The sequence below is a fragment of the Microbacterium sp. NRRL B-14842 genome (assembly GCF_050470785.1).
Genome location: NZ_JBFLUM010000027.1, coordinates 1 through 15102, shown reverse-complemented (window position 1 = coordinate 15102; position 15102 = coordinate 1). Strand labels below are relative to the sequence as shown.

At 70.3% G+C, this 15102-nt stretch carries 11 protein-coding genes and 8 pseudogenes; 12 read left to right on the top strand and 7 right to left on the bottom strand.

Annotated features, from left to right (window positions below):
* Positions 1-511 (top strand): annotated as a pseudogene (locus AB1285_RS19520) (UbiA family prenyltransferase); the annotation flags it as partial.
* Positions 512-1239: 728 nt separating this feature from the next.
* On the opposite strand, the gene AB1285_RS19515 reads toward AB1285_RS19520, so the two are convergent.
* On the bottom strand, positions 1240-1872 hold the full coding sequence (locus AB1285_RS19515; protein ID WP_429977691.1) for a hypothetical protein: 633 nt from the start codon (positions 1870-1872) through the stop codon (positions 1240-1242).
* A gap of 21 nt (positions 1873-1893) precedes the next feature.
* Positions 1894-2133, bottom strand: a complete 240-nt coding sequence (locus AB1285_RS19510) for a hypothetical protein (RefSeq protein ID WP_429977690.1) — start codon at positions 2131-2133, stop codon at positions 1894-1896.
* A gap of 638 nt (positions 2134-2771) precedes the next feature.
* On the opposite strand from AB1285_RS19510, the pseudogene AB1285_RS19505 reads away from it, so the two are divergent.
* The 9 genes and pseudogenes from AB1285_RS19505 to AB1285_RS19465 form a co-directional block, all read left to right on the top strand.
* A pseudogene (locus tag AB1285_RS19505) lies at positions 2772-3075 on the top strand (Fe-S cluster assembly protein SufB); the annotation flags it as partial.
* Between the two features lie 134 nt (positions 3076-3209).
* Positions 3210-3440 (top strand): annotated as a pseudogene (locus AB1285_RS19500) (SufD family Fe-S cluster assembly protein); the annotation flags it as partial.
* Positions 3441-3465: 25 nt separating this feature from the next.
* Positions 3466-3744, top strand: coding sequence for a SufB/SufD family protein (locus tag AB1285_RS19495; RefSeq protein ID WP_429977689.1), 279 nt, complete (start codon positions 3466-3468; stop codon positions 3742-3744).
* A 136-nt stretch (positions 3745-3880) separates the two neighbouring features.
* Positions 3881-4984, top strand: coding sequence for a SufB/SufD family protein (locus AB1285_RS19490; RefSeq protein ID WP_429977688.1), 1104 nt, complete (start codon positions 3881-3883; stop codon positions 4982-4984).
* Between the two features lie 4 nt (positions 4985-4988).
* Positions 4989-5314 (top strand): annotated as a pseudogene (locus tag AB1285_RS19485) (non-heme iron oxygenase ferredoxin subunit).
* Positions 5311-6086 (top strand): annotated as a pseudogene (sufC, locus tag AB1285_RS19480) (Fe-S cluster assembly ATPase SufC). Before AB1285_RS19485 ends, sufC begins: the two co-directional pseudogenes overlap by 4 nt.
* A gap of 9 nt (positions 6087-6095) precedes the next feature.
* A pseudogene (locus AB1285_RS19475) lies at positions 6096-6425 on the top strand (metal-sulfur cluster assembly factor).
* 95 nt (positions 6426-6520) lie between these two features.
* A pseudogene (locus AB1285_RS19470) lies at positions 6521-7674 on the top strand (MalY/PatB family protein).
* On the top strand, positions 7671-9041 hold the full coding sequence (locus AB1285_RS19465; RefSeq protein WP_370428905.1) for an MFS transporter: 1371 nt from the start codon (positions 7671-7673) through the stop codon (positions 9039-9041). Before AB1285_RS19470 ends, AB1285_RS19465 begins: the two are co-directional and overlap by 4 nt.
* Here the strand turns inward: AB1285_RS19465 and AB1285_RS19460 are convergent.
* Complete coding sequence (locus AB1285_RS19460) at positions 9004-9588, bottom strand: TetR family transcriptional regulator (RefSeq protein WP_370428904.1); 585 nt, start codon at positions 9586-9588, stop codon at positions 9004-9006. The two genes, AB1285_RS19465 and AB1285_RS19460, sit on opposite strands and share 38 nt — an antisense overlap.
* Positions 9589-9638: 50 nt before the next feature.
* Here AB1285_RS19460 and AB1285_RS19455 point away from each other — a divergent pair, with 50 nt between their 5' ends.
* Positions 9639-10355: an energy-coupling factor ABC transporter ATP-binding protein gene (locus tag AB1285_RS19455; protein ID WP_370428903.1), complete on the top strand. Its 717-nt coding sequence runs from the start codon at positions 9639-9641 to the stop codon at positions 10353-10355.
* Positions 10352-10918: a CbiQ family ECF transporter T component gene (locus AB1285_RS19450; protein WP_429977687.1), complete on the top strand. Its 567-nt coding sequence runs from the start codon at positions 10352-10354 to the stop codon at positions 10916-10918. The genes AB1285_RS19455 and AB1285_RS19450 overlap by 4 nt, the downstream gene beginning before the upstream one ends.
* A gap of 31 nt (positions 10919-10949) precedes the next feature.
* On the opposite strand, the gene AB1285_RS19445 is transcribed toward AB1285_RS19450, so the two are convergent.
* The 4 genes and pseudogenes from AB1285_RS19445 to AB1285_RS19430 form a co-directional block, all read right to left on the bottom strand.
* Positions 10950-12260 carry an acyltransferase family protein gene (locus AB1285_RS19445; RefSeq protein WP_429977425.1) on the bottom strand — a complete coding sequence of 437 codons (1311 nt, stop codon included), beginning with the start codon at positions 12258-12260 and terminating at the stop codon, positions 10950-10952.
* 96 nt (positions 12261-12356) lie between these two features.
* Complete coding sequence (locus tag AB1285_RS19440; RefSeq protein ID WP_062634324.1) at positions 12357-13028, bottom strand: response regulator; 672 nt, start codon at positions 13026-13028, stop codon at positions 12357-12359.
* A gap of 174 nt (positions 13029-13202) precedes the next feature.
* A pseudogene (locus AB1285_RS19435) lies at positions 13203-13640 on the bottom strand (sensor histidine kinase); the annotation flags it as partial.
* Positions 13641-14299: 659 nt separating this feature from the next.
* A complete protein-coding gene (locus tag AB1285_RS19430) occupies positions 14300-14953 on the bottom strand; it encodes a DedA family protein (RefSeq protein ID WP_232089031.1) in 654 nt (217 codons plus the stop codon).
* Between the last annotated feature and the right edge of the window lie 149 nt (positions 14954-15102).

Genomic DNA, 15102 nt, shown 5'->3' with positions numbered 1-15102 from the left:
CGTCGTGATCTACACGATGATCCTCAAGCGCCGTACCGAGCAGAACATCATCTGGGGCGGCCATCGCGGGCTGCTTCCCGGTCCTCATCGGCTGGTCCGCCGTCACCGGATCGCTCGACTGGCCCGCCTTCATCCTGTTCCTGCTCGTCTTCCTCTGACGCCGCCGCACTACTGGCCGCTGTCGATGAAGTACAAGGACGACTACGACGACGTCGACGTGCCCATGCTCGGCGTCACCCGTAACGCGTCGCAGGTCGGCCTGCAGGTCATCTGTACGCGTGGGCCACGGTCGCCTGCTCGCTGCTGCTCGTGCCGATCGCCGGCATGGGCCTCGTCTACACCGTCTCCGCCCTGGTCTTCGGCGGCTGGTTCATCTACGAATCGCACCGCCTGTACAACCAGGCGGTGCGGTGGGGACCGAGGCGCGGCCGATGCGGGTCTTCCACGCCTCGATCACTTACCTGACGCGCTGTTCGTCGCCGTGGCGATCGACCCGCTGCTGCCCTTCTGATCCTCGTCGGCCTGGGGCTCCGCGGACGCCGGCTCCGCATCGACCTGCGGCTCTGCGAACTCTGCGGCGGCGGTCGGGAGAGCGGGCTCCTCGCGCGGGTCTGAGACCGTCTCGGCCGTCTCGTCCCTGGATGATCGGCGCCTCCTGCTCGACGATCGGCGCGGCGGCGACGGGGGTGGCGACCAGCGTGCGCGCGGCGACGAGGCCGAGCGACAGGAGCAGGCCCACCAGGGCCCGCGCCGAGGACGACGGCGCCGACGACGACGAGCGACTGACCGACGTACACCTCGACACCGGTGGCGGTGCCGTCCATCAGGGGTCGTGGTCATCGTGCCGACCTGTCCGGCGATCATCCAGCCGCCGACCCCGACCGCGGCGAGGGAGACGACGATGAGGAGCCAGAACCCGGCGCTGCGGGTGAGTGTCTTGTTCATGTCGACCACGATGGTCGATGCGGTGATGAGCGCCCGGTGCGCGCGCTATGGATCGTCTGTGCGGCAGGTCTGTCGGCAGGGGCGGGTACGACGGACGCGGTGCGCTTGAGGTGCAGCACGACGACGGTGTAAGTCGCGGCGGAGAGCGATGCCAGGACCATGTGGATGCCCACGAGCACGGCGGAAGCCCTTCTCGCGCCTGCCAGACGCCGACGGCGACCTGCACGAGGATCGCGATGACGAGCACGAGCAGCCACCGGCGGGGCTCGAGACGAAGGACCCAGGCCGCCACCGTCAGGAGAGCACGAGCGCGGCGAGGATGTAACCCGGCCAGGAGTGGACATGGGCGAGGACCGTGGCGTCGAAGCCGCGGCGCAGCACGTCGGCGTCGCCGGAGTGCGGCCCGATCCGGTCGTCAGCACGCCGAACAGGATGGTCACGGCCAGGGCGAGGCCGGTGATGTGCGTCACGATCGCGAACCAGGTGGGGACGGCCCGTTCGCGCGGTCTTCCGGAGTCGCCAGCCGCACGAGGAACGCGGCGGTGATGCAGACGAGCAGGAGCGACGACGTGTAGTGAACCCGACGATGAAGGGGTTCAGGCCCGTGAGCGCGGTGATGCCGCCGACCAAGGCCTGCGCGACGACGCCGATCAGCACGAGCCAGGCGAGGAGGACGATGGTCCCGCCGGGCGGGGCGTCGTGCGGACCGAGTGGACCGCGGCCGCGATCACCGCGATCAGGAGCACGGCGGAGGCGACGGGGAACGCCGGGAAGTCGGTGAGCGAGACCAGGGCGAAGGCGACCGCCGCCCCGGCGAGACCGCCGACAGCGAACCACAGGGCGTTGATGAGCGCCCGGCGGCCGCTGATGGTGTGGCAGGACGAGCAGGACGACGGCGATCGCGATGATCCCGACGACGCCGGTCATCAGCCGGTTGCCGAACCTCGATCATCCCGTGGATGCCCTGCACCTCGACGATCGGGACGAGCGACTCGGGTGTGCACAGCGGCCACTCGGTGCAGCCGAGGCCGGAGCCGTCAGACGCACCGCACCGCCGGTGCCGATGATGATCGTCTCGCTGAGGAACGACAGCCAGGCGAAGACGGTGAGCGCGCGACCCATACGGCGGAGCGGGGGGAGGGGGTCGCCCGCGTCGTCGAAAGCGGTGGGGATGGTCGTCTCGGGCATAAGTCCTCCGGCCCGTCGAAGACGTGGCGCACGGCCCGTCCGTCAGGCGGAACCTGTAGAATCGGATTGTTGCGATGAGCGCTGACAGCGCTGAAGCATCGTCAACAGTTTAGGCGCGATGGAAGCGCCCGTGATGAGGGCCCACCAACGGGCACCCAGCTCCCGCAGACTCGACGGGGATCAGGTGTGTCGGGGCGGATGACACCGTTTGGGACCTGTGAGGAGAGTGTAGCATGTCGGATGTGCTGATCGACCGCCCGGAGCTCGATGGTCTGGGGTGTACGAATTCGGCTGGCACGATGAGGATGCCGCGGGTGCCGTCGCCAAACGCGGGATCTCCGAAGAGGTCGTCCGCGGGATCTCGGCCCTCAAGAACGAGCCGGAAGTGGATGCTGAGACCCGCCTCAAGGGCTATCAGCTCTTCGGCCGCAAGCCGATGCCGACGTGGGGCGCCGACCTCAGCGACATCGACTTCGACAACATCAAGTACTTCGTCCGCTCCACCGAGAAGCAGGCGCAGAGCTGGGAAGACCTCCCGAGGAGATCCGCGAGACGTACGAGCGCCTGGGCATCCCCGAGGCCGAGCGTCAGCGTCTCGTCGCCGGCGTCGCCGCGCAGTACGAGTCCGAGGTCGTGTACACCAGATCCGCGAGGACCTGGAGCAGCAGGGCGTCATCTTCATGGACACCGACACGGCGCTCCGCGAGCACCCCGAGTTCTTCGAGGAGTACTTCGCACCGTCATCCCGGCGGGCGACAACAAGTTCGCCGCGCTGAACACCGCCGTCTGTCGGGCGGATCGTTCGTCTACGTCCCAAGGGCGTGCACGTCGAGATCCCGCTGCAGGCCTACTTCCGCATCAACACCGAGAACATGGGCCAGTTCGAGCGGACCCTCATCATCGCCGACGAGGACAGCTACGTCCCACTACATCGAGGGCTGCAACGGCCCCGATCTACAAGTCGGACTCCCTGCACTCGGCCGTCGTCGAGATCATCGTGAAGAAGAACGCCCGCGTGCGACACGACGATCCAGAACTGGTCGAACAACGTCTACAACCTGGTCACCAAGCGCGCCGTGGCGCACGAGGGCGCGACCATGGAGTGGGTCGACGGAAACATCGGCTCCAAGGTAGGACGATGAAGTACCCGTCGATCTACCTGATGGGCGAGCACGCCAAGGGCGAGACCCTCTCCGTCCGCGTTCGCCGGTCCCGGCCAGCACCAGGACGCCGGCGCGAAGATGATCCACATGGCGCCGTACACGCAGTCGTCGATCGTCTCGAAGTCGATCGCGCGTGGCGGTGGCCGTGCCGGCTACCGCGGCGAGGTCCGTGTCGACGCCGCCGCCCACCACATCCGCGAACACCGTCCGCTGCGACGCGCTGCTCGTGGACACGAAGTCGCGCTCCGACACCTACCCGGCGATCGACATCCGTGTCGACGACGTGCAGCTCGGGCACGAGGCCACGGTCTCGAAGGTCAGCGAGGAGCAGCTCTTCTACCTGCAGTCCCGCGGCATGCCCGAGGACGAGGCGATGGCGATGATCGTGCGCCGGCTTCATCGAGGCCGATCGCGCGCGAGCTGCCCATGGAGTACGCGATGGAACTGAACAAGCTCATCGAGATGGGCATGGAAGGATCGGTCGGCTAAATGGCGGCCTCGACGACAGCGCCCAGCGAGGCGCAGGCACACGAACGCGCACATCGACCCGGCCCGCCCAGGTGGCGGACGCGGGATTCGTCCCGGTGCAGACCCGCTCCGAGCGCCCGCACTCGTTCGACCCGGACGACTTCGGCACGCCGACCGGTCGCGAGGTGAAACTGGAAGCACACGCCGGTGGCCGCGCTCACGCCGCTGTTCCGCACCGCGGAGGGCGAGGAGGGCGTGCAGTACTCCTTCACGTCCGGCGAGCAGTACGTCGCCGCACGCTCACGGCGGGAACCGCTCCGCGCGGCGAGGTCTTCCTCGCCGAGGACATCACCGCCGCCGTCGCGTGGCAGGGCGCCTCCGAGGCGCTGCACATCCGAATCCCGCGCGAGGAGGAGGTCGCGGCGCCGATCTTCGTGTCGCTCACGGGCACCGGAGCCGACCGCCGGGCGGATGCCCACATCGTGATCGAGGCCCTCGAGCACAGCTCGCCACGGTGGTGCTGCAGCACAAGGGCTCGGCGCAGTACGCCCAGAACGTCGAGATCATCGTCCGTGACGGGTGCGAAGCTCACGGTCGTCTCCGTGCAGCAGTGGGACGATGACGCCGTGCACGCGGCCGCCCACCAGGCGCGAGTCGCGGCCGACGCCACCCTCAAGCACTTCGTCGTGAGCTTCGGCGGCGGCGTGGTGCGCGTGAACCCGAGCGTCGAGCTCGCGGTGCCGGCTCCGAGGGCTACCTGTACGGGCTGTCCTACGCCGACTCCGGCCAGCACCTGGAGAGCCAGGTGTACCTGCATCACAAGGGCCCGCACCACGACCGGCGACGTGCTCTACAAGGGCGCGCTGCAGGGCGAGAGCGCCCACAGCGTGTGGATCGGCGACGTGCTGATCGGTGCGGATGCCACCGGCACCGACTCGTACGAGGCCAACCGCAACCTGGTGCTCACGGAGGGCGCGCGCGCCGACTCCATCCCGAACCTCGAGATCGAGACGGGCGACATCGTCGGCGCCGGGCATGCGAGTGCCACCGGCCGCTTCGACGACGAGCAGCTCTTCTATCTCCAGGCTCGCGGCATCCCGGAGGACGAGGCCCGCCGCCTGGTGGTTCTCGGCTTCCTCACCGACATCGTGCTGCGCCTCGGCATCCCCGACCTGGGTCGGAGCTGCTGGCCGCCATCGAGGCCGAGCTCGCCGAGGTGAACGGGTGACCGCGCAGCGCGTCTGCGGCGTCTCCGAGCTGGAGCAGGACACGCCGCTGCGCGTCGAGCCGGACGGTGTGCCGATCACGGTCATCAAGGACGGCGAGGGCGTCATCACGCCATCGGCGACACCTGCACCCACGGCGACATCTCGCTGTCCGAGGGCTTCGTGGAAGGCGACACGTGGAGTGCTGGGCTCATGGCTCGGCGTTTCTCCCTGATCAACCGGCAAGCCCAGAATCTCCCCGCATATGAGCCCGTTCCGGTCTACTTCGTCGAGATCGACGGCGACGACGTGCTCATCGATCCCGCTGTGACGAAGGAAGTCTGAAGAATGTCTGTCTCGAGATCCGCGACCTGCATGTGACGGTCGAGACCGAGGCGGGGACCACCCCGATCCTCAACGGAATCACCCTCACCATGAACACCGGTGAGACCCACGCCATCATGGCCCCAACGGCTCCGGCAAGTCCACCCTGGCCTACACGATCGCCGGCCACCCGAAGTACACGGTCACCTCTGGCCTCATCACCTTCGACGGTGAGGACGTCCTGGCGATGAGCGTCGACGAGCGCGCCCGCGCCGGCCTGTTCCTCGCCATGCAGTACCCGGTCGAGATCCCCGGCGTGCCGTGACGAACTTCCTGCGCACCGCGAAGACCGCGCTCGACGGCGAGGCGCCCTCGATCCGGCAGTGGACCAAGGACGTCAAGGAGTCCATGGCCAACCTCCGCATGGACCCGAAGTTCGCGCAGCGCAACGTCAACGAGGGCTTCTCGGGTGGCGAGAAGAAGCGCCACGAGATCCTCCAGCTCGAGGTGCTCAAGCCGAAGTTCGCCGTGCTCGACGAGACCGACTCCGGCCTCGACGTGGACGCGCTGAAGATCGTCTCCGAGGGTGTCATCCCGCGCGAAGGAGTCCACCGGTCTCGGTGTGCTGCTCATCACGCACTACACCCGGATCCTCCGCTACATCCGCCCGGACTACGTCCACGTGGTCGTCGCGGGCAAGATCGTCGAGGAGGCGGACCCGAGCTCGCCGACCGTCTGGAGAACGAGGGCTACGGACCGGTTCCTCGACCCCTCCGCTCCCATCGAGGCGTAGGCTGATCGCATGACAGCGACCCTGACGGACGAGAAGTACGACGCGGTCACCGAGGCCCTCAAGGGACGTGATGGATCCTGAGCTCGGGATCAACGTCGTCGACCTCGGGCTCATCTACGACCTCGCCTGGGATGACGAGAACGACGCTCTCGTCATCCACATGACGCTGACCAGTGCGGGCTGCCCGCTCACGGACGTCCTCGAAGACCAGACGGCGCAGGCCCGGACAACGTCGTGGACCGCTTCCGCATCAACTGGGTGTGGATGCCGCCGTGGGGACCCGAGCGGATCACGGACGACGGACGCGACATGATGCGTGCGCTCGGCTTCGCGATCTGAGCGTTCCGGTCACCTGACCACCAGACGAAGCGGGCGTGCCGGGCACGCCCGCTTCGACGTCTCCGCATCGGCGCGGAGAGAAATCGGAGGACCGAATGCTGTCGGTCAAGGCCCTGCCGCTGTCGGAGCTGCGCGAGCGCACAGCGAGAAGTGGCGGGAGTATCCCGAGGACGTGCTGCCCCTCTTCGTCGCGGAGATGGACTTCCCGCTCGCTCCGCCCATCACCGCCGCTCTGCAGCGGGCGCTGGACCTCGGGGACACCGGGTACATCGCCTCGCGGACACCGCTCGCGGAGGCCTACGCGGGTTTCGCGGAGCGCCGCTTCGGCTGGCGTCCCGACCCCGCACGGATGCGCAGCACGGCGGACGTGAGCATGGGCATCGTCGAGATCCTCCGCCGCGTCACGCAGCCGGGGGAGCGCGTCGTCGTGACGCCTCCGGTCTACCCGCCCTTCTACGACCTCGTCGCCGAGGCGGGAGCCGAGGTGCAGCGGGTGCCGCTGCGCGACACGGGGACGCGGTGGGAGCTCGACCTCGACGGGATCCGCGCCGCGTTCGAGGACGGCGCGACGGCCATCCTCCTCTGCAACCCGCACAACCCCACGGGCACCGTGCACGATCGGGAGACGCTGGCCGCGCTGGCTGACCTGGCCGAGGAGTTCGGCGCGACGGTCGTCTCGGACGAGATCCATGCACCGCTCGCGCAGCCCGACGCGGGCTTCACGCCCTTCCTCGCCACGAGCGACGCGGCAGCCCGGGTCGGCTATGCCGTCGTCAGCGCGAGCAAGGCGTTCAATCTCGCGGGACTGAAGTGCGCGCTCATGGTGACCGCCGCGGAAGAGACGTCCGCGGTCGTTCGCGACCTGCCGGTCGAGGTGGAGTGGCGGACGGGACAGTTCGGTCTGCTCGCGGCCGTCGCCGCATTCTCGGAGGAGAGCGACGCCTGGCTCGACGGCCTCCTGCGCACCCTCGACGAGAACCGCGTGCTGCTGGAAGATCTCCTCGCCCGTCACCTGCCCGCCGCCCGCTACCGCATTCCGGACGCGGGGTACCTCGCGTGGATCGACCTCTCGGTACTCGGCTGGGGCGACAATCCCGCCCGGCAGATCCTCCGCGAGGCGAAGGTCGCGCTGCACTTCGGCCCGGCCTTCGGGGAGGAAGGGGCCGGACACGTGCGGCTCAACTTCGGCACCAGCCCCGAGATCCTCACCGAGGCGATCGAGCGCATCGCCGCGCTCGTCGAGCGATGACGGCTGCGGAGCCGACCGCCACGATCTGGGACCGCAGCCGGGTCTGGGTGACTCTGGGCGCTGTCGCCCTGATCTTCCTCGCCGCGATCGAGGCCCTCGCGGTGACGACGGTCATGCCGATCGTCAGCGATGCCCTGGACGGCCAGTCGCTGTACGCCGTCGCCTTCGCGGGCACGCTCGCGACCAGCGTGTTCGGGATGGTCGCGGCCGGTTCCTGGTCGGACGCGCGCGGTCCGCGCGGCGCGCTGTACGCCGCCGTCACCCTCTTCATCCTCGGCCTGCTGATCTCCGGGTTCGCGGCGACGATGCCCCAGTTCCTGATCGGACGACTGGTTCAGGGGCTCGGTGCCGGTGGCCAGACCGTCGCTCTGTACGTCGTCGTCGCGCGGCTGTATCCGCCGTACCTGCACGGGCGGGTGTTCGCGGCATTCGCGGCCGCCTGGGTGGTGCCGTCGATGATCGGGCCCTTCCTCGCGGGAGCGGTGGCGGAGTACCTCGATTGGCGATGGGCGTTCCTGGGCGTGGCGGTGCTGACCGCGATCGCGTTCTCCATGGTCGCGATCCGCTTGCGCGGTGTCGACCTCGGCCGCGGGGAGCCGCAGGACCGGCGGGCGCTGCTCACGCGCCTCTCGCTCGCCGTCGTCGTCGCGGTGCTCGCGGTGGTGATCGGACTGTCCGCCGAGCTCGATCCGGTGATCGGCTGGCCGGTCGCGCTGGGAGCCGTGCTCGCGATCGGTGTCGCCGTGCTGCCCCTTCTGCCGCGACGCACGCTGCGCGCCGGCGCCGGCCTTCCCAGTGTCGTGCTCATGCGCGGCGTGGCGGCCGGCGCGTTCTTCGCCGCGGAGGCCTACATCCCGTACCTGCTCATGCGGAAGTTCGACTTCTCCGCCACCTGGGCCGGGGTCGCCCTCATGCTGGCCGCCTTCGCGTGGGCCGGTGCGTCCGCCGCGCAGGGTCGCTACGGTGAGCGACTGGGCAACCACCGCATCACGGCTCTCAGCCTGGGAGCGTTGCTCGTGGCGATGCTCTGCGTGCTGGCCGCCGCGGCGTTCGACGCCTCCCCGATCTTCGTGATCGTCGGGTGGGCGTTCGCCGGGGGCGGCATGGGGCTGCTGTACCCGCGGCTCACCGTGCTGACCCTCGCCTACTCGGATGAGACGAACCAGGGATTCAACTCCTCGGCGCTCTCGATCTCGGACGCGACGGGTTCGGCGGTCGCGATCGCGCTGGCGGGGCTCGCCGTCGCCACTCTGGGGGGCCGGGCGGATGCGTTCGCGGTCGTGTTCGTCCTCGGCGTCGGGCTGGTGCTGCTCGCGGTGATCCCCGGGCTCAGGCTCGGGCACGCCGCGGAGTCTTCGGTGCGCTGAGCTCACCGGCGAGGGCGATCACACCGAGGTCGAACACCCGGTCCAGACCCGCCGTCACGTCGACCTCGCTGGAGGACGGGAGGGCGCCGTGACTGTCGGCGTGCATCCGCTGCTGGACGAGGGTCGCATGACCGAGCACGAAATGCAGGATCGCGGCGCCGCGGTCCTCGGCGTCCTGAGCTCCCTCCGCGCGGAGGGCCGCGACCAGAGCCTCGCGGGCGTGGGCCGAGCCCAGCTGGAGCGCGTACGTGCTGAGCACGAGCTCCGCGCCGTCCCGGTAGGCGAAGAGGGCGTCGCGGAGCGCGCGGGCAGTCGCGAGGACCCCGCCGTCTCCGGCGGGAACCCCGGCGGTGATCCGGTCGGCGAGGTCGGCGAGGAGCTCCTGCTTGTTCGCCACGTGCCAGTAGAGAGCGCTGGGCTGCACGTCGAGCCGAGCCGCGATGCGGCGCATGGAGAGGTCGGCCAGCCCCACCTCGTCGAGGAGGGAGAGGGCCGTCCGCGAGACGCTGTCCCGGTCGTGACGGGCGGGATTCGTCTCGGGACTCATGCCCCCACTATAGTGAACGGCGTTCAGGTGAACGGTGTTCAGGAGGATGAATGCGCAGGCGGAAGCCGGGGACGACCGCGACGCTCGCGGAGCCGGGAACGGTGCGTCTCGACGGCGTGGGCGTGACGGTCGACGGCCGCGTTCTGCTCGACGACGTGACGCTGGAACTCACCGCGCCGCGCATCGCCGTGATCGGTGCGAACGGCTCCGGGAAGTCGACGTTCGCCCGATTGCTGAACGGCCTCATGACGCCGACCACGGGAACGGTCACCGTCCACGGCCTCGACGCGCTCCGAGAGCGGACCGCCGTCCGCCGCCGGGTGGGCTTCGTCTTCACCGATCCGGATGCCCAGATCCTGATGCCGACCCCAGCCGAGGATCTCGCGCTGTCCCTCCGAGGGCGGCCCCGTGGGGACATCGCCGCCCGCGTGCAGGAGACGCTGGATCGGCACGGTCTCGGCGCCCACGCCGACATCCCGGCGTCGTCGCTCTCGGGAGGCCAGAAGCAGATGCTGGCCCTCGCTGCGGTGCTCCTCTCCGAGCCGGCACTGATCGTGGCGGACGAACCGACCACGCTCCTCGACCTGCGCAACGCGCGGCGGATCGGAGACCTCCTCCTGGCGCAGGACGCGCAGGTGCTCATCGTCACCCACGATCTCGAGCTCGCCGCGCGTTGCGACACGGCCGTCCTCTTCGACGGCGGGCGCGTCGTCGAGCAGGGAGATCCCGAGGCGGTCATCGCGCGCTATCGCCGGTTGTGCGCGTGATCCCGTCCCGGCCGCTCGTACCGGGGCTCCTGTCGAGGGTGCCGGTCGGACCGAAGCTGGCGGGCCTCGCCCTCGCGGCGCTCGCGATGACCCTGTTCCCGCACGGGCCGGTCAGCATCGCCGTCTGCCTCGCGGCCGTGTTCGCGCTCTACCCGATCGGAGGTGTGCCGCTCTCCGCCGCCCTGATCGAGCTGTGGCGGCTGCGTGCGGTCCTGCTCGTGCTCGCGATCGCCCTCGCCGTCTTCGTGTCTCCCGTGGCCGCCTGGATGAGCACCGGGCGGGTCGCCGCATTGCTGCTGCTCGCCGCGCTCCTCACCCTGACCACGCGCATGTCCGACCTCCTGGAGGTGCTGCAGCGCCTCCTGCGGCCGCTGCGCCGTGTCGGGGTGGACCCCGAGGCGGTGTCGATGGCGGTGTCGCTCACCCTGACGATGGTGCCCGTCGTCGCGGGCTTCGCACAGCGGTGTGCGCGATGCGGAGCGCGCCCGCGGTGTGCGACTGGGTGTGCGTGGCGTGGTGCCCCTGCTCGTCATGACGCTCCGCCACGCGGACCAGGTCGGTGATGCCCTCGCCGCCCGCGGGGTCGGCTGACGGTCACGCCACGACGGCGGGGGCGGGGACGGCGCTCCCGGAGCGGCCGGCGAGCCGCAGCGCAGCCACGAGCAGCAGCACGGCGAGCGCCGCAGTGGAGACCGTCGTACCGAGGACGAGGAGCAGCACCACCCCCGTGAGTCCCACGGCGGTCCCCAGCACCAGGCGGCGGCGCGAGTCCGTCGCCGTCGGCGAGGGGTGGTTCTCGAAGCGATCGACGCGCACGGCGACCAGGGCGGTGAGGACGAGTGCCGTCACCAGCCACAGCGGGCGGGCTGCCCACCACTCCACGCTGTCGAGTGCGGGCAGGCTGAGCCCCCCGACGATCGCTGCCAGCGCTGTCGCTCCGGCCATCACCAACAGCACCGGCATGTGCCAGAGGTAGATGGTCATCGTGCGCCGGGTCACGAACGCGGTGAACGCGGCCACCGGGGTGTGCCGGCTGAAGCGTCCGATCCGGTCGCGGTACAGGGAGAACAGGGTCGTGTGGATGAGCCCGACCAGCAGGAGGGCGGCTGTCGGCGGGTTGATGTTGGCGATGAGGTCGGGGGAGTACACGCCCCCGAGGAAGAGTGCGACGAGGAGCCCGAGGGAGCCGGTGCCGATCGCCACGCGGACTCCGGGCCGCAGTGCATCCACGCGTCCGTCGGCGAGGAAGAACCCGAGCTGCTGCATCGTCAGCCAGACGAAGGCGAGGTTGAGGAAACCCAGGGCGTCGTTCCCGGTCGTGGCGCGCAGCACGTCGACCGCGACGGCCGCAGCGGCGAGGAGACCGATGGTCCGCAGCGGCGCGCGGTCGTGCAGCGCGACGAAGGCGGGGAGGAGGGCCTGGCACAGCAGGAAGACCCCGAGGAACCACAGGGGCTGCCCGTACCGGAAACCCGCGACCGCGATGAGATCCGGGGAGACCCCGACGACGGTGAGCACGGCGAGAGCGATGCCGACCGCGGCGATGGTGAACAGGGCCGGGCGCAGGAGCCGGTGCACCCGACCGGCCACGAAGGCGGTGGCGCTCCCGCCGCGGTCGCGGAGGCGGCGGTAGGCGAGGAGTCCGGAGAACCCTCCGATCACGAAGAAGAGCGGCATCACCTGCAGCAGCCAGCTCAGCGGCGCGATCCAGCCCGTGCCGTCGCTCGCGTTCTCGAACACCGGCCCGGACTCGGACACCGTGACCCCCACCATGACGGCGTGCAGCAGGACGACGCCGAGCACGCACAGTGCCCGGACGACGTCGATGCCGGTGTCGCGGTGGCCGGTGGGGGCGGATACGGCGGGGGCGGGGGTGCTGAGGCGTGGAGCCGCGGCGATGACCATGAGTCCTCCTGGGAACGGTGTCCTCGGAGGCTATGGACGCGGTGGTCGGCACGACATCACCCCGTGGTGCCGTCCTGACCCCTACGCAGGGGTGACTCAGGCGGAGGGTTCGACCAGACCGGTGTCGTAGGCGAGGATGACGGCGTGCACGCGGTCGCGGAGACCGAGTTTCGCGAGCACTTTGCCGACGTGGGTCTTCACGGTCTGCTCGGCGATGAACAGGTCGCCCGCGATCTCCGTGTTGGAGCGGCCCTTGCCGATGAGGACGAGCACCTCGCGCTCCCGGTCGGTGAGATCGGCGAGGGCGGTCGCTGACCTGCGTGATGCCGGCCGCCGTCCGGCGAACTGTTCGATCATCCGCCGCGTCACGCTCGGGGCGAGGAGCGCATCGCCCCCCGCCACCACGCGGACGGCATGCACGAGCTCCTCCGGGAGGGCGTCCTTGAGGAGGAAGCCGCTGGCGCCGGCGGCGAGGGCGTCGTAGACGTAGTCGTCGATGTCGAACGTGGTGAGCATGAGGATCCGCGGCACGTGCGCGGCCGGGTACGACGGGCCCAGGATGCGCCGGGTGGCCTCGATGCCGTCGAGCTCCGGCATGCGGACGTCCATGAGGATGACGTCGGGGTCGAGCCGCGCGGCGAGCGTGACGGCTTCTGCGCCGTCCGCGGCCTGACCCACCACGCGGATGCCCTCATGGGCGTCCAGCAGGGCGGCGAAGCCGGCGCGGACCATCGCCTGATCGTCGGCGATGAGCACGCTGATCGTCACGAGTTCTCCTTGTCTTCCGCCGGGGCGGTCGGGGCGGCCGCTGATGCCGCGGGGGACAGGGGCAGGGTGGCGTCGACCGTCCAGCCCCCGTCGTCGGACGGGCCGGCCGCGAGGCTCCCCGCCCAGCAGCTCTGCGCGCTCGCGCATTCCCCGGAGGCCGTAGCCCCCGGTGGGGTTCTCGACCGGCTGCGGGGGTGCCGCGTTGCGCACCCGGACGTGCAGTCTGCCGGCATCGGCGTGAAGGCGGACGGTGACCCGTGCTCCGGGGGCATGGCGGACGGCGTTGCTCAGTGCCTCCTGCACGATGCGGAAGGCGGCGATCTGCACACCGGGTCCGGCGGCCGAGGCCGCCTCGATCCCCTCCAGCACGAGACCGACCTCCACGCCGGCGCGTCGGATGGTGTCGACGAGGGCCGGCACGTCGTCCAGTCCCTGCTGCGGTGCGAGCTCGGCATGCTGGTCCTCCGTGCGGAGCACCCCCAGCATGCGCCGCATCTCGGTGAGCGAGGAGCGAGCGGTGGCGGCGATGTCGTCGAACTCGGCCGCCGCGTCGGCATCGAGGTCCGCGATCCGGTAGCGTGCGGTCGACGCCTGCACCTGGATCACCGACATGCTGTGCGCCACGACGTCGTGCAGCTCCCTGGCGATACGGGTGCGCTCCTCCACGAGGGCGCGCCGCGACTCCTCCAGGGCGCTGTGCTCCTTCTCCCTGGTCAGCTCGGCCGCCACCCGCACGCGGCCGGCGACGAGGACGGCGATGAGGAACATCGCGGCGGCGACCGAGGTCGTCACGATCAGGTTGGCGGTGACGCTCCCGGAGCTCGCCGGTGTCGCGACCATGTCCGGCCGCAGCAGGGGCGCCGTCAGGGAGGTGAGTGCGCCGATCACGAGGGTGAGGGCGCCGAGTCGGGCTCCCTGCACGAAGGACATCACGCCCACGAAGAGGACGAACGCGAGCAGTGCCGGTACCGACCACGGCCACGGGGACTGGATCGCCCGCGCCGGCTCGACGAGGAGAGGGAGCAGGAAGGCGCCGGCGGCGAACACGACGATCGCGGTCCGCGGACGGGAGGGGACGAGCAGGGGAGGCCCGCACACGGCGGCACCGAGCAGGAAAGACAGCGGCAGCGGCGTGCCCGAGAGCACCGTCTGGAGCGGGACGAGGAGCGCGTACAGCACGACGACCGCCGTGGTCAGCGCCACGAGGGCGCCGGTGCGACGGCTGATCCGTGACGGGCGCGGGGTGCGCTCTCGGCGGCGTGCCATGCGTCTCATCCTGCCAGGTGCGGGACCGCCGTACGGCGGCGGCGGAGCGCGGCGATCCGGTCGATGACGATGCCGACGATCAGGGCGATGACGACGCCGATGGCGGCGCTGAGCACGGGCTGGTCGTGCAGCCAGGCACCGGCGAGCAACCCGATCGCGAGGCTGAACACGCTCCAGCTGACACCGGCGATGAGGCTCAGCGGGAGGAACCGCCGCCAGGGGAACCCGAGCGCTCCGGCGGACATGTTCACGGCCACGCGACCGATCGGGATGTATCGCGCGCCGAGGATCAGCGTCGCGCTGCGGCGGTCGAGAGCATGCTGCGCGTAGGCGAACGCGGCGGCGACGCGAGGGCGGCGCATCCACGCGAACCTCGTGGTGCCGAGCCGGCGACCGATGAGGAACGCGATGTTGTCGCCGATCGCGGCGCCCAGGGCGGCGACCGCCCCGAGCAGCAGGATGTTGCCGTCGCCGGTGGACGCGGCGACGGCCGCCGCGGCGACGAGGACCGTCTCGCTCGGGACCGGAGGGAAGAACCCGTCGATCACGGTCACCGCGAAGAGCACCGCGTACAGCCACGGGGAGGCGATCGCCTGCAGGATGAGGTCGTTGAGGATGTCCACTCCAGCACCGTAGGCAGCGGGTGCGGGGCGGGTCATCACTCCCCGGTATCGCCTCGGTCACCCTGCAGAGGGATCTTGTCGGCGATCAGCGCCGTCGCAGCGGCATATACTGGGAGGCTGGCCGCTCGGCCATCACCCTCCTCCCGAACGAACGGACGTCCGCTGTGCTTGCCGTGCACGACCTC

Coding starts and splice junctions, on each gene's coding strand:
- AB1285_RS19445 (WP_429977425.1), bottom strand. CDS start 12,260: ATGGTCATCGCCGCGGCTCCACGCCTCAGCACCCCCGCCCCCGCCGTA.
- AB1285_RS19430 (WP_232089031.1), bottom strand. CDS start 14,953: ATGACCCGCCCCGCACCCGCTGCCTACGGTGCTGGAGTGGACATCCTC.
- AB1285_RS19515 (WP_429977691.1), bottom strand. CDS start 1,872: ATGACCGGCGTCGTCGGGATCATCGCGATCGCCGTCGTCCTGCTCGTC.
- AB1285_RS19460 (WP_370428904.1), bottom strand. CDS start 9,588: ATGAGTCCCGAGACGAATCCCGCCCGTCACGACCGGGACAGCGTCTCG.
- AB1285_RS19455 (WP_370428903.1), top strand. CDS start 9,639: ATGCGCAGGCGGAAGCCGGGGACGACCGCGACGCTCGCGGAGCCGGGA.
- AB1285_RS19510 (WP_429977690.1), bottom strand. CDS start 2,133: ATGCCCGAGACGACCATCCCCACCGCTTTCGACGACGCGGGCGACCCC.
- AB1285_RS19465 (WP_370428905.1), top strand. CDS start 7,671: ATGACGGCTGCGGAGCCGACCGCCACGATCTGGGACCGCAGCCGGGTC.